Genomic DNA, 12323 nt, shown 5'->3' with positions numbered 1-12323 from the left:
GCGCCTGCAGAGGGCCAGCGATGCCGTGGAGGAGCTCGCGGTGGGGCTCCGCCGGTCAAGCGCAGCGGCGCGCACGAGCTACGCCGCGGCGATGTCCCGCACCATGGCGACGCTGGCGAGCACCGATGAGCAGGCGTGCTCCGCCCTCGCCGTCGAGCGGGAGCTCGCCGCCGCCGTTGCTCCCGAGCTGGCGAGCATCGAGCGGCGGCTGCTCGCCCTCGCCCCCGAGCTGGCCCCCGAGCTCGCCGCCGCGACGGCCGCGCGGGAGGAGCAAGCACGTGCGGACCTCGCCCACCGTGCATCGCTCGCGGGGCTCAAGGAGGCGATCGCGGTAGACGTGTCGGCGCTCATCTTCGCGGAAGCGATGGTGGCGCGGCACAAGGCCAGGATCCACGCGGCCCTCGAAGCCCAGCATGCCGCCGCGCGCGAAGCTCAGGAGCTCGGCGCGACAGTGGAGCCGGTCGAGCGCGTCTGCTTGACGGCGCACATCGAGCAAGAGCGGTACCTCTCGAAGCCGCCGGCGGAGCGCGCCGCGAAAGCGCACAGCGCCACGCTGCGGGACATGTTCCGGTTGGGGAGCACGCCCAATCGCCTCTCCGATGATGAGGTGATCAAGATCTGTCTGGGCGCGACATCTCAAGGCGACTTGGAGCGCACGATCTTGCACATTCAGCGAGAGCGTGCCTTCGAGGCAGGAGACCGCGAGGAGCTCCGCCGCCGCAGGCTGTTGGCCGAGATGGCGGATGAAGCGGAGGCGACCCGCGGCATGAGCTATGACCAGGTTCTGAGTCGCCAGCTGCTGAAACAGTACCAGGACGTGCACCCGAAGCAGGACGGTGAGCCGAAGCCCTTTCCACAAGTCGGCCTCGGATCGGGCGTGGGCGCCACGGCGGGGCGCGCGAGCGCGGAGGAACTCTGATGTCCGGAGTCAACTCCCCCTACCTGAACCGCGAGCTCCACGACTCCGTGGGGATCGGCTCGGTCAACTTCCCGCCGAACGCGCGCGAGGGCGTTGCGATCGTCGAGGTCTCCACCGCCCAGAAGGTCGACACGCAGAAGGCGAGCGGCACCGACAAGGCCAAGACCAAACTCCAGGGTAAGGAGCCCGTATCGGTCAAGATCACCTTCCGCTTCACCTATCGGATCTACGATGAAGTCCAGGAGATGCTTGCCTATCTCGATCCGAACGGGCCGAACGGTGGCGGCCCGTTCGCGATCGTGCACCCGAAGGCGCAGGAACGCAGGGTCACGGACATCATCATCGAGAAGATGACCGACCGGAAGAACATCACGCCTTGCATGTACGAGGTAACGATCGAAGCGAAGGAGTGGAACCCGGCGCCCAAGGAACAGGCCTTCATCACCCGGACACCCAAGATATCGGAGGAATGGCGAGAGTCTCTCACGGCGGCTGTTGGTAAGGGCTTCGCGAATAGCGGCTTGCCAGCGTCGGTAGCTCTCGGGGGGTATGATGGGCTCGTCGATTTGGGGCTCGCGGGTCCCAGGGGCCCGGACGACAAGCCGTGAAGGCTTGAGCCGGTACACCCGCCTTGGGCAGGGCAGCGCCGCCGGTGCCGCCGATCTCGCCAGGCGTCGCCGTCGCCGATGTCGCCCCCGGGTCGTGCGGCACGAGCTACAGCTCGCCGGCGAGCGCGAGCTCGCGGTGGGGCACGCGGCCGCCCTGGCCGGCGTTGCCCTGGCAGGCGTCGCCCTCGTTGGCGTCGCCCTCGCCGGCGTTGCCCTGGCAGGCGTCGCCCTCGTTGGCGTCGCCCTCGCCGGCGTTGCCCTGGCCGGGTCGCGCCCCCTCGCCGGTCGCCCTGGGCAGCGCTCGCCCCCGGTGGGGGTCGCCGGTCGCCGATCTTGAGCGCGCACGCCCTCGCCGCCGGTGCCGGTCGCCGGTCGCGCCCCCGGTGCCGCTGTCGAGCACGCCCTCGCCGATCTGGCCGGCGTCGCCCTCCCCGATCTCGGGCACGAGGTGCCGCCCTGCCGGTCGCCCTCGCCTGGGCAGGGCATGCCGGTGCCGCTCACCCTCGCCGCGGCCGCAGCGCCCGTGTCAGCGCATCGATCCCGCGAGCACGCCACTTGTAGGCCGTGCTGCGGGGCGCGTCTTGCTGCTCCGCCGCTTCATCCATCGACATTTCGTAGAGGTCGTGGGCCATGATCACCGCGCTCTCGTGTTCGGGCAGCTGGCGCAGCGCCTCGAGCAGCAAGACGCGCATCTCCTCGCGCTCGAGAGCCTGCTCGACGTCCGGCATCGAGTGCGCGGCGATCGGTGGATCTGCAACGATCTCCTCGCGCCGCACCCGAGCGGACTCGAGGTGATGGCTGACATGGTGATAGGTCAGCCTCCGGAGCCAGAACGCCAGCGCACGCGACGGCTGCACGTCCGGGTCGGGGCAGTAGCGATCTTGCTCCGAGGCCTCCCACGCGGCGAGGAGCACGTCTTGCGCGAGGTCTTTGACGTCCTCTATCGTCGCCTTCCCTCGAAGGGCGCGGGTGATGAGGCCTCGCACGAGGCGCGCTTGCCCGACGAGCTCCGCCGGGGTGAGCCGCTTCGCGGCATAGCGTCGCTCGCGAACGACGATCGCGACGAGGAAGAAGACGAGCTGAGCAAGCGTGAACGCTAGGGCGTCCGGCGCCATATGGCCACCCCTTGGACAGGAACGATCGTCACGTACAGCGCAATCAGCATCGACTGCGCGAGATCCCAAGTCGTGAAGACGCCGTAGCGGTAGGGGCCGGCGAGCATCGACAGCTCGGTGATGATGATCAGGCCCGTCGCGACGTGATGCACCTTCGCCGGCTCCCTGCTGGCGAACCAGCGGAGCAGGCACCCGATCGACACGCACAGCGCCGCGAGCTGCAAGGCCAGGTAGGCCTTGCCGAGGAGCTCACCGCGGAAGGTGGGGTAGCCAGCGGCGAGGACCCCGACCGCCACGACGTAGATCGCGAGCACACCCCACGGGCGCCGCCGGCCAAAGATGAACACCGCGAGCGCTGCTACGCCGGTCATCCAGCCGACGAAGAGAGCTGACTCAACGTGGAAGGCGATCCTCACCCATCCCGTGAACGGCGCGCCGGCGAGCTCTGCCCGCGCGGGCCGCAGCACCTTCGCGCCGATGAGCTCCCGTACGGCATCGGTCGCGAGCCCGTACCCGAGCAGAAACGCGATCGGGCGGTGCTCGGGGCGATGCCGCGCGACGACCCAGGCGAGCACCGTCGCGACGACGGAGAGGCTCCACAGCGCCGGGATCACGGCGCAGCCTGGGCTTGGTGGGGCGGGCGGGCTCCCTCGAGGCCGGGCGCGAGGGCTGGACCATCGCGCTGCGCTGTCAGGGCTTCGGCGGGCGATGCGGCAGGCACGGCGCCGACGGTACGCGGCGCCTCCAGGAGGGCCAAGAAAGGGCGGCCCCCAGGCCGAAGAGGGCGAAGAGCTGGAGCAGCCTGCCTACGAAACCCGGATCAGGAGGAGTTATCGGCATGTTTTCGGCAGGTTACCAGGGCCGGCCCGTGGACGTCGTCCGCTTTCTTGGCCCGGTGGATCCGCCTGTGGCACGCGCGCCCGCGCGAGGGGCCGGCGCAGCGTCAAGCGGGGGGCGCTCGAGCGAGGACCCTCGCCGCGACGGCGTCGCCGCCGGGCGGCCAACCGAGCGCGCGAGGCTACCAGGGCTTCCGCCCGGTGGGTGTCGATTTCGCGAGACGAGATCGGGCGCGTCCGTAAGCGCCGCACGCCCTCGCCGCCGCCGCGCCCCCCGGCGGAGCACCGGAGCGCTCGCCTGGGCAGGCCGGCGAGCGGGAGCTCGCCCCCGGTGCCGCCGGTGCGCGCGCCCCTGCACGAGCACGCCCTCGCCGCCGCCGGTGCCGCGGTGCGGGTCGCGCCCCCGGTGGCGCCGTCGAGCACGCGCGCCCTGGGCACGAGCTACAGCTCGCCCCCGTCGCGCACGCCCTCGCCGCCCTGGGGTCGCGGTGGGTCGCCGATCTCGGGCACGAGCCCCCGTCGCTGTCGAGCGCGAGCGCGCCGTGGGGCAGGGCGGTGCCGCCGGTCGCCCCCGGTGCCGCTGTCGAGCACGAGCTACAGCTCGCCGGCGACGTCGAGCACGAGGTGCGGCGCGCACTCGCCGATCTCGCCCTCGCCGCCCTGGGCAGGGCAGGACGTCGAGCACGAGGTGCGGCTCGCCGGCGTCGCCCCTGGGCTCTCCGGTCGCGCCCTGGGCTCGCCAGGGGCCGCCCTGGGCAGGGCAGGACGTCGAGCGGGAGCTCGTCAGGGGTGGCGCTGTCGAGCACGAGGTGCGGCTCGACGTGGTGAGCACTCGGCGATCCATCGGCTCGCGCGTGCATCATGTAGCGCACTCGTGTCAACGACCATCGCTGTGCACCGCGGAAGTCCTGTGGTTGCAGGCATCCGCGATGAGGTGCACGCCCGAACCGCCGACACAGCACGAGTCGACGGTGCACGTCAAGGTGAACGCGAGAGCGGTTCGCCGAGTGCCCACCACGTCGGGGCCGTTCGGAGCGGCGGAGAGCTCCGGAGCGCGTGCGGCTCCTCGTGCTCGGAAGGTGCCGCCGCGCCGGTGCACCTGGGTGCATTCCGGTCAGCTGGCCCGCTTTGCCACGCCCGAGACGATTCGGGTTGACGACATGACCCGCGTTGATCAACGTTGGTCACAGTCGAGCATGAACATCCCGATGACCGACGAGCTCCGCGAAGCGGTGCGGAAGCTGCGCCCGAAGCTCGGCGCGCGGTCGGATGCCGCCGCAGTGCGGATCGCCGTGGCGCGGCTCTGCCGTGAACACGGGATCGCGGTGCGCGGCTCCGAGGAGCACCCCGACCCTGACGATCAACCCGACGCGCCCGCGCCCGTAGCGGCGGCGCCGTCGAAGGAGAAGCCCACCGCGGCGCGGACGCCGATGAAGAAGAAGTAGGCCCAGAAGTAGAGCGGGCCGCCCGGGAGCTTGGACCCTCCCGAACGGCCCTTGATCGACCCCCTGTGGAACCAGGAGATGATCCGATGGCTCACGTAGCAAAGCGCGCCCCCGGCGCCAAGAAATCGACGAAGACGACGAAGCGCCCCGCCGGCAAGGCGACCCGCCCCGGACGCCCGACGGCGCGCGCGGCGGCTGCCGATCGGCCGAGCGTGCGGAGCGCGATCAACAAGGCGCTGCGCGCGCTGCTGAAGCGGCTCGCGGGGACCGGGAAGGCCAGCGGGAGCGGCCCGGCGGCGCTGGCGCGGCTCGTCCTCGGCTCGCTCGTCTTCATGCTCGAGCGCGATGACGAGCGGTTCCAGCTGGCCTACCAGCGCGCGGCGCTGGCCTTCTCCAAGGCGGTGCGAACGGCGAGCGGCGAGGCCGCAGGGCATGTCGACGGCGACGGCAGCGCGCCCCCCGCGCCCCCGGCGGCTGCTCCGCCCTCGCCCCCTTCGCCGCCCGTGCGGAGCAACGTGCGCAGTCCCGCGGCGCCGCACCTGCGCGCGCTCGGCATCGAGTTCCACGCCGGCGTAGACGAGCTCGGGGGGGCATCGATCGCGGACATGATGGCGCTCCTGTTCGTGGGCGACGACGATCCCACGCTGGCGATCCAGGACAGCGTGCGGCGGGACGTGCGGATCATCCGGGATGCGCTCCAGAGCGCCGACGGCGTAGACATGGTGGACACCGAAGCGATCGGCATGGCCCTCTGGCAGATCGAATCGCGCTTGATCGTCGCCCGTGAGCTCTACTGCCGCATGCGCGAAGCCATCAAGGACGAGCGCGCGCTGCGTCCCGCGCCGGGCGAGGAAGGGGGCCGCTCATGAGCCGCGAGCACGTCACCGACCGCGCACCGCGGCGCCGCACGCCCTCGAGGCTCACCGCGAGCAAGCGGCCCTCGCTGCGCCGGCCGGCCCGGCAGCCGATCCCCGCGCCGGTCGCCTACTACGGGGTCCGGAGCGCGGAGCACGGCGTGCTCGTCATCAAGCGCAGCGGGGAGCGCGCCGAGCTCCTGCCCGCTCGCGACGTGGACGGCGCCCCGGTGGGCCTCGGGTGGGGCTACTTCGGCACGGGCCCGCTCGAGCTGGCCAGCGCCCTCCTGGGTGACGCCATCGGACCGGAGGCCGCCCGGCGGTTCGGATGGAGCTTCTGCGTGCGCGTGACGTCCGCGCTTCCGTCCGATGGCGGCTGGACGTTGACGCGGAGCGAGGTTCGCACCCGCGCGCGCTCCGCTGGCTGGAGGGGCTGAGACCATGGCGACGAAGGCGAAGGACCGTCCGATCAAGCTCCCCCGCGGCAACGTGGAGGAGCGCGGCGGGTCGTGGTCGCTGCGCATCCGGGTCGGGGGCGAGCGCAAGCGCATCCCGCTCGGCTCCGGGATGAGCGAGGCGAAGGCGCGCGAGAAGGCAGACGCGTGGCGCGAGCGCATGGCGCGCGAGGGCTACGGCGTCGACGCGCCCCCTGCGAAGCCCGAGGGCGTGACGGTGCGCGATCACTACGAGGCGTGGATCTCGGGGGCGCTCCTGCGCGATCACGGGCCGGTCAACGGGCTGCGCGAGAAGGCTTCCGCGGATGTCGATCGCTGGCGAGCTGCGAGGTACATCTACCCCGCGATCGGGGACAAGCTCGTGCACGAGGTGACCGAGCAGGACATCGAGCGCGTGATGGCGCGCGTCCCGCGCGAGCGCCGCGAGAAGACGCACACGCAGCTCTACTCGCTCCTGCGGCGCGGGTTCGACCTCGCCGTGATGCCCGCGCGGCTCCGGAAGGACAGCCCCGTCACGCGTTACCATCGCCCCCCGAAGGGGACGGCGAAGCTCTTCGCCTACCTCCTCCCTGCAGAGGTGCTCGCGCTGCTCGCGTGCGTGGCGATTCCGATCGGGCGCCGCGTGCTGTACGCGCTCGCCGTCTACACGGGCCTGCGGAAGTCGAGCCTGATGGCGCTGAAGTGGAAGGACGTCGACATCACCCACGCGATGCTCGCCGCCCTCGTCACCAAGAACGGCGTGCCGCAGCTCTTCGAGATCCCCGCCGGTCTGGTCAGCGTGCTCCGTGCCTGGCGCGCGTGGTGCGGCGCCCCGGCGGATGACGAGCGCGTCGTGCAGGGCGTCGAGTGCGTGGCGACGCGTGAGGCCGAGCAGCTCCGCGCGGATCTGCGCGCCGCCGGGGTGACGCGCGAGGTGCTCTTCTCGAAGGAGAGAAACGTCTCCCCGATGCGCTTCCACGATCTGCGCGCCACGTTCGTCACGTGGGCGAAGCGCGCCGGCAAGGGCGACGGCTGGATCGCCGATCGCAGCGGACACCTTGATCGTGCGCAACTGGAGCGCTATGCGCGTGCCGCCCGGACCCTCGCCGACATCAAGATCGTGCCCTTTCCCGACATCACCAGCGCGATCCCGGAGCTCGCGCCGGCGGCGGGGGAGGGGCCCGGCGGCCCCTTGACGGAGGGGGGCGGGACGCCCGAGAGTGGACCCACAGGACGGACCCACGGGCACTTAGCTGCGGCGATCGGTGGGCACCGATCCTCGAAAAACCCCGGGAAACGAAGCACTTCACGCCCCCACCATCCGGATACGGGATCCAGTGAGCGATCGATCGAACCTCGCCGCCTCCGTCGACGGCGCGCGCCTCCCCGACGAGGAGGCGCGCGATCTGTGGACGCGGTTCAGCCGGTACATGGATGAGCACCGCGGCGACGCGGCGGGCTTCGCGCGCGAGAGCGGCTACGTCAGCGTGACGCCGACCTTCGAGCGCGGACAGGCGCTGCTCGTGGTCCGGACGACGGAGGCGCCGCCGGAGAAGCCCGCGCCGCGCGGCAATGGCGCGGTCGAGCCGGGGCCGCCAGGCGGCCGGCGCAAGCCGGCACCGCGCGGCAGACGGCGGCGCTGAGCGCTCGCCCGGCGAGCCCGATCCGCGATGCGCTTGCAATCGCGGCGGGCGGGGCTCGGCCGCCGCGTCGGCGACGCGCTCGGGGGAGCCGGCGCCGGTGGGGGGACCGCGGCCGGCGTGCAGCGCCCGGTGGGGGGACGCCCGCCGACGTGCAGCGCCCGGTGGGGGGACGCCCGCCGACGTGCAGCGCCCGGTGGGGGGACGCCCGCCGACGTGAACGCAGTGAGTCTCGTTCGGCGCGCCGCGGCTTGGGCGGCGCCTCTGCTGGGAGCCGCCGCAGCGCGTGACGCACGGAGCGGGCGGCCGGGGCCACTCGGGCCACTGGGTCCCCAACAACTGCCACAACACGCGGGAGCATCCCTGCGTGGCAAGCAGATCAATCCCGCCGGGCTCGTCTACAGCTGGGTTGGCATGGCACCCGATGGGTCGTTTTCCTGCAGCCGGGCGGGTTCGCCCGGGGGCGCCCCCGAGATGCTCTGCGTTCCCAGCGATCCCTGAGGCGACCTCCTCCCATCCCCACCCTCGCCGCCGCCGCGCGTTCCGTGCTCGTTCGGCGCGCGGCGTCGTGTGGCGAAGGACGTGGCAGATAGGCGGTCGCCACGCCAGCCGGGAGTCCAGGCCGGCTGGCGCAGGCTCAACACGCAGCACACGCCGTGTCGCCGTGCGGGTACGCCGCTCAAGACCTCTCTCGCTAGAAGCGCTTCGGGCTGTTCGGCAGCTTGGAGTCACGCGTGGCGCGCTCCTCCTTGCGCTCCGCGATCCGCCCGGAGAGGACCGCCTCCGCCAGCTCGCGGACCTCGGCGCTCGTCGCGCGATCGACGCGCGCGAGCGCCTGCTCGGCCGCGGCGCGGGCCTCGGTCGCGCGGCCCCCGAGCGCGTGCGTCCGGGCGATCTCGGCGAGCGTCGCGGAGAGCTCCGAGGCGTTGCCGGCGACGTCCAGCAGCCGCTTCGCGCCCAGGTAAAGCTCGAGCGCCGCGCCGAGATCCCCCTGGATGCGCACAAGATCGCCGTGCGCCCGGAGCACGCCGGCCTGGCCTGCGCCGTCCTCGAGCACCTCGAACAGCGTGAGCGCCTGCTCGTAGTCCGAGAGCGCGCCCTCCAGGTCCGACGCGTCGGCCGCCGCGACCCCCACGAGCTCGGCCACAAGCTCGAACTGCCTGCGGCGGAGATCGCCCCGCGCCTTGAGCGTCGCGGCCTGGCCCCGGCGCTCGAAGCCGGTGCGGAACAGGGCGAGCGCCCGATCGTAGTCGCGCACCGCGTCCACGAGATCCTCCTGCAGCGAGCGCAGATCCCCCCGCGCCTTCAGCACGGCGGCCTGGCCCAGCACGTCGCGCGTCGCCGAGAACAGCTCGAGCGCCTGATCGTAGTCGCGCTCGGCGCCCGGGAGATCCCCCTGCCGGGTCCGGAGATCGCCGCGCGCCTTGAGCACGCCGGCGTGCCCGAGGTGGTCCTCGGTGGCCTGGTACAGCGTGAGGGCCCAGTCGTAGTCGCGCGCCGCGCCCGTCACGTTGTCCTGGCCGAGCCGCATGTCGCCGCGCGCCTTGAGCACGCTGGCCTGCCCGCTCCGAGCCCCCGCGCCCTGGAAGAGCGCGAGCGCGGTGCTGTAGTCGCGCGCCGCGCCCGGCAGGTTGCGGAGGCGGACGCGCAGATCGCCGCGCGACTTGAGCGCCCGCGCGTGCGCGGCGCCGTGCGGGCGGGCGCGGGGCGACTCCGTGGGCCCCTGGCCGTCGGCGCCCTCGGCGGCCCCGCGCGACCCGGCGCGGGGCTTGAGCGGCTCGCGATCGCCGAGCTGCAGGAAGACGTGGACCGCCAGATCGTAGTCGCAGACCGCGCCGCCGAGATCGCCCTCCTCGGCGCGCGCGAAGCCCCGCGCCCGCAGCGCGTCCCCCTCCCCCGCGCGGTCGCCCGCGGCCTGGAACAGCGCGAGCGCCTCGTCGTAGTCGCGCACCGCCTGGACGGGGACGCCCTCCCGCAGGCGCAGCGCGCCGCGATCCATGAGCACCTGGGCCTGGCCGAGCACGTCGCCCGAGGCCTGGAACAGCGCGAGCGCCTCGTCGTAGTCGCGCCCCGCGCTCACGGTGTCGTTGCGCCGGAGCAGCAGGTTGCCGCGCTCCCGCAGCGCGTGGCCGCGCGCCTCCGGCGCCGTGCCGTTGAGGCTCGGAGGCGCGGCGCTCGATCGGGGACCGCGCATCGCGCTGTCACCGAGCACCTCGGCCAGCGATCCGCTCTTCGGGGCGCAGCGATCCAACGCGCTCTCGAACGAGCGCTGCGTGGGAGGATCTCCATCCACGCCCTTCAGCTCGGACTGGGCTTCTGAGCGGCGACGCATGATAGACGGAACATCCTACCGCGGCGGCGCCCTCCTCGTGGAGACATTGCGCCGGCGGCCGCGCGCTCACGCACATTCCGCGGCCGTACCTTCCACGCCATCGGCGCGTCCACGTACACGCGTCCACGCGTCCACGTACATTCCAACTTCGCGCTTTTCGTCGCGGTCAGCGCGGCGCTCGGCCGCGCCGTCCGGGTCGCGAGCGGCGGCGCGCCGGCCGCCGCGCGCCACGGTTCGCTCGCTCACGCAGGCGGCGGCGGCGCGACCTCGCGCGGCGCGCCCGCCGCCGCGCCGCGGCGGTCAGAGGCCCTTGCGCGAGATGAGCACCGCGTCCCGCTCGACCTCGTGCATCGCCTGGGTCACGAGCGCCGCGGCGGTGTGCTCGCGCACGTGCATGACGCGCAGCTCGGCGTAGGTCTCGTCCGGCAGCAGCTCCTCGTCGACGCCGAACTTCGGCGCGTCGACCTGCGCCGGCTGCTCGTCCTGCAGCCGCGGCCTGAGCGTCGCCAGCTTGCCGGCGCCCCCGAGCTGCTGCACCCAGCGGTCGCCGCGCCGGACCGCGAAGAAGCGCTGCCCCACCTTCACGCCGTCCTTCTCGCCCTTGTCGATGAACACCACCTGGTGCTGCCCGAAGAGCTGGTAGGGGTAGATCGCCGCGATGATCCTCGCCTCGAGGTCCTGCTCGGCGCTCGCCGGCGGCACCACGTCGAAGCGGCGCACCACCGAGCCGACCTTGTCCCCGCGCTCGACAATGTCGAGCGACTCGATGAGCCGCGCGCGCACCATGTGCGTCTTCGGGTTGTAGCGGTCCACGCGCGCCGTGCCGCGCACGGTCACGAGCTCGCCCTTCGGGTCGCCGCCGCTCCTCACCTTCTTGATCTCGCGGAAGATCGTGAGCTCGTCGCCGATCGCGACGTCGTGATCGTCCGAGAGGCGGAGGTAGACGTCGTCGCCCTCGCTGAGGAGCATCTGGTCCTCGGGGCTGGCGACGAGCTCCCCCCACGTGTCCTTCTTGACGTCGTCGACCCAGCCGAGGTCGCGCAGGAAGATCGTCTTCGCCGGCACCCGCGACCCGCGCCCCGCCTGCCTCGCCCCGAGCCCGATGCTGCCGCGCGTCGGGCCCTCGTTCGGGTCGCGGAGCCGGATCCGATCGCCCGGGTAGATCCAGTGCGGGTTCTGGAGCTGCGGGTTCAGCGCCCAGACCTGCGGCCACGCGTAGGGGTTCGTGTAGTACCTGCCCGAGATGTCCCAGAGCGTGTCGCCGCGCCGCACCGAGTGCGACTCGGGCACGACCTGCCCCTCGACGACGTAGCTCCCGCTCGCGCTGCCCCGCACCGAGGCGGGGCCCTCGCTGCGGCGGCCCAGATCGAAGCCGTCCGACGGGCGGGACGTGTCCGTGGTGCCCCGCGAGCTGGAGGGCAGGTGGGCGTTCGGATCGAACCCCGGCTGCGGGTAGCCCGGCACAACGACCTGCGTCTCGACGGTCGGCTCGGCCTGCGGGAGCTGGACCACGGTGACGCCCGGACCCTGGCCGGCGCCCTCCTCCTGGGCCAGCGCCAGCGGCGACGCCGCGGCGAGCGCCAGGGAGACCGGGACCAGCGTTGCCTTCGCGTGGAACTTCATCGATTGCGCCTCGACAGGGTGGAGGGTGGCGGGCTCGGCGGCGTCGATCCGCCGCCCGGAGGCTCGTCGATCACGACGCCCTTCGCGGTCGAGCGGAGCACCGGCGGCCGCGCGCCGCCGTCCTCGGGCGCGAGCCGCACCACCTCGAGGTCAGGCCTGTCCGGCTCCTCCGGGGCCGCGGCGCGCGCCTCGGCCTCGCCCGGGCGCGCCGCGCCGCGCGGAGCGGCCCGCGAGCGCTCCAGCGAGCCCACCCGGTCCGAGAGCACCGCGTTGTCCGCGCGCACCCTGACGAGCTCGGCGCGCAGCTCGGAGAGCTGCTGTCCGACCGCGTCCCGCCCCCCGCCGCACCCGGCGGAGAGCGCGGCGAGCGTGAGCCCCATCGAGCAGATGCCCAGGCCAGTCCTCATGCAGCGCCCAGCCTACCCGCCGCCGCGCCGACCGGCCAAACGCACGGCGATCTCGCGCGTTACAGAGCGCGCACAGTTCTGCTAGGGTCGCGCCTCCCAGATCGAGCTGC

At 73.0% G+C, this 12323-nt stretch carries 13 protein-coding genes; 7 read left to right on the top strand and 6 right to left on the bottom strand.

Annotation, left to right across the window (positions count from 1 at the left end; all coding sequences use genetic code 11):
- The first annotated feature begins 103 nt into the window (after positions 1–103).
- Positions 104–919, top strand: coding sequence for a hypothetical protein (locus WMF28_RS01915; RefSeq protein WP_437600301.1), 816 nt, complete (start codon positions 104–106; stop codon positions 917–919).
- Positions 919–1527: a hypothetical protein gene (locus WMF28_RS01910; protein WP_437600300.1), complete on the top strand. Its 609-nt coding sequence runs from the start codon at positions 919–921 to the stop codon at positions 1525–1527. The genes WMF28_RS01915 and WMF28_RS01910 overlap by 1 nt, the downstream gene beginning before the upstream one ends.
- Before the next feature lie 106 nt (positions 1528–1633).
- On the opposite strand, the gene WMF28_RS01905 is transcribed toward WMF28_RS01910, so the two are convergent.
- Genes WMF28_RS01905 through WMF28_RS01895 form a run of 3 tightly spaced genes read right to left on the bottom strand, consistent with a single transcriptional unit; the run spans position 1634 to position 3256 of the window.
- Complete coding sequence (locus WMF28_RS01905) at positions 1634–1972, bottom strand: hypothetical protein (protein WP_437600299.1); 339 nt, start codon at positions 1970–1972, stop codon at positions 1634–1636.
- 52 nt (positions 1973–2024) lie between these two features.
- Positions 2025–2642, bottom strand: a complete 618-nt coding sequence (locus WMF28_RS01900; protein WP_437600298.1) for an RNA polymerase sigma factor — start codon at positions 2640–2642, stop codon at positions 2025–2027.
- On the bottom strand, positions 2624–3256 hold the full coding sequence (locus WMF28_RS01895; protein WP_437600297.1) for a hypothetical protein: 633 nt from the start codon (positions 3254–3256) through the stop codon (positions 2624–2626). Before WMF28_RS01895 ends, WMF28_RS01900 begins: the two co-directional genes overlap by 19 nt.
- A 1325-nt stretch (positions 3257–4581) precedes the next feature.
- Here WMF28_RS01895 and WMF28_RS01890 point away from each other — a divergent pair.
- The 5 genes from WMF28_RS01890 to WMF28_RS01870 all read left to right on the top strand — a co-directional run bounded on the left by WMF28_RS01890 (position 4582) and on the right by WMF28_RS01870 (position 7854).
- Positions 4582–4923 (top strand): hypothetical protein, encoded by a 342-nt coding sequence (locus WMF28_RS01890; protein ID WP_437600295.1) that lies wholly within the window; start codon positions 4582–4584, stop codon positions 4921–4923.
- Positions 4924–5009: 86 nt separating this feature from the next.
- Positions 5010–5792: a hypothetical protein gene (locus WMF28_RS01885; protein WP_437600294.1), complete on the top strand. Its 783-nt coding sequence runs from the start codon at positions 5010–5012 to the stop codon at positions 5790–5792.
- Positions 5789–6214 carry a DUF6166 domain-containing protein gene (locus WMF28_RS01880; RefSeq protein WP_437600293.1) on the top strand — a complete coding sequence of 142 codons (426 nt, stop codon included), beginning with the start codon at positions 5789–5791 and terminating at the stop codon, positions 6212–6214. Before WMF28_RS01885 ends, WMF28_RS01880 begins: the two co-directional genes overlap by 4 nt.
- Positions 6215–6218: 4 nt before the next feature.
- The gene (locus WMF28_RS01875) at positions 6219–7649 is read left to right on the top strand and encodes a tyrosine-type recombinase/integrase (RefSeq protein WP_437600292.1); all 1431 of its coding nucleotides are present in this window, start codon (positions 6219–6221) and stop codon (positions 7647–7649) included.
- Positions 7642–7854, top strand: a complete 213-nt coding sequence (locus WMF28_RS01870) for a hypothetical protein (RefSeq protein WP_437600291.1) — start codon at positions 7642–7644, stop codon at positions 7852–7854. The genes WMF28_RS01875 and WMF28_RS01870 overlap by 8 nt, the downstream gene beginning before the upstream one ends.
- 691 nt (positions 7855–8545) lie before the next feature.
- Here the strand turns inward: WMF28_RS01870 and WMF28_RS01865 are convergent.
- From WMF28_RS01865 to WMF28_RS01855, 3 genes are all read right to left on the bottom strand, one after another.
- Positions 8546–10183, bottom strand: a complete 1638-nt coding sequence (locus WMF28_RS01865) for a tetratricopeptide repeat protein (RefSeq protein ID WP_437600290.1) — start codon at positions 10181–10183, stop codon at positions 8546–8548.
- Positions 10184–10483: 300 nt separating this feature from the next.
- Positions 10484–11806, bottom strand: coding sequence for a LysM peptidoglycan-binding domain-containing protein (locus tag WMF28_RS01860; RefSeq protein ID WP_437600289.1), 1323 nt, complete (start codon positions 11804–11806; stop codon positions 10484–10486).
- Positions 11803–12213 (bottom strand): hypothetical protein, encoded by a 411-nt coding sequence (locus WMF28_RS01855; protein WP_437485873.1) that lies wholly within the window; start codon positions 12211–12213, stop codon positions 11803–11805. Before WMF28_RS01855 ends, WMF28_RS01860 begins: the two co-directional genes overlap by 4 nt.
- Positions 12214–12323 lie beyond the last annotated feature (110 nt).

Source organism: Sorangium sp. So ce590 (assembly GCF_051521365.1).
In the GTDB taxonomy this organism is placed as follows: domain Bacteria; phylum Myxococcota_A; class Polyangia; order Polyangiales; family Polyangiaceae; genus Sorangium.
The sequence above is the reverse complement of the archived record's forward strand: the minus strand, read 5'-3'. Positions and strand labels throughout refer to the sequence as shown.

Bases quoted from the DNA above. Each gene is read 5' to 3' on its own strand.
- WMF28_RS01915 (WP_437600301.1), top strand. From the start codon at position 104: ATGGCGACGCTGGCGAGCACCGATGAGCAGGCGTGCTCCGCCCTCGCC.
- WMF28_RS01910 (WP_437600300.1), top strand. From the start codon at position 919: ATGTCCGGAGTCAACTCCCCCTACCTGAACCGCGAGCTCCACGACTCC.
- WMF28_RS01900 (WP_437600298.1), bottom strand. From the start codon at position 2,642: ATGGCGCCGGACGCCCTAGCGTTCACGCTTGCTCAGCTCGTCTTCTTC.
- WMF28_RS01885 (WP_437600294.1), top strand. From the start codon at position 5,010: ATGGCTCACGTAGCAAAGCGCGCCCCCGGCGCCAAGAAATCGACGAAG.
- WMF28_RS01880 (WP_437600293.1), top strand. From the start codon at position 5,789: ATGAGCCGCGAGCACGTCACCGACCGCGCACCGCGGCGCCGCACGCCC.
- WMF28_RS01875 (WP_437600292.1), top strand. From the start codon at position 6,219: ATGGCGACGAAGGCGAAGGACCGTCCGATCAAGCTCCCCCGCGGCAAC.
- WMF28_RS01870 (WP_437600291.1), top strand. From the start codon at position 7,642: ATGGATGAGCACCGCGGCGACGCGGCGGGCTTCGCGCGCGAGAGCGGC.
- WMF28_RS01865 (WP_437600290.1), bottom strand. From the start codon at position 10,183: ATGCGTCGCCGCTCAGAAGCCCAGTCCGAGCTGAAGGGCGTGGATGGA.
- WMF28_RS01860 (WP_437600289.1), bottom strand. From the start codon at position 11,806: ATGAAGTTCCACGCGAAGGCAACGCTGGTCCCGGTCTCCCTGGCGCTC.
- WMF28_RS01855 (WP_437485873.1), bottom strand. From the start codon at position 12,213: ATGAGGACTGGCCTGGGCATCTGCTCGATGGGGCTCACGCTCGCCGCG.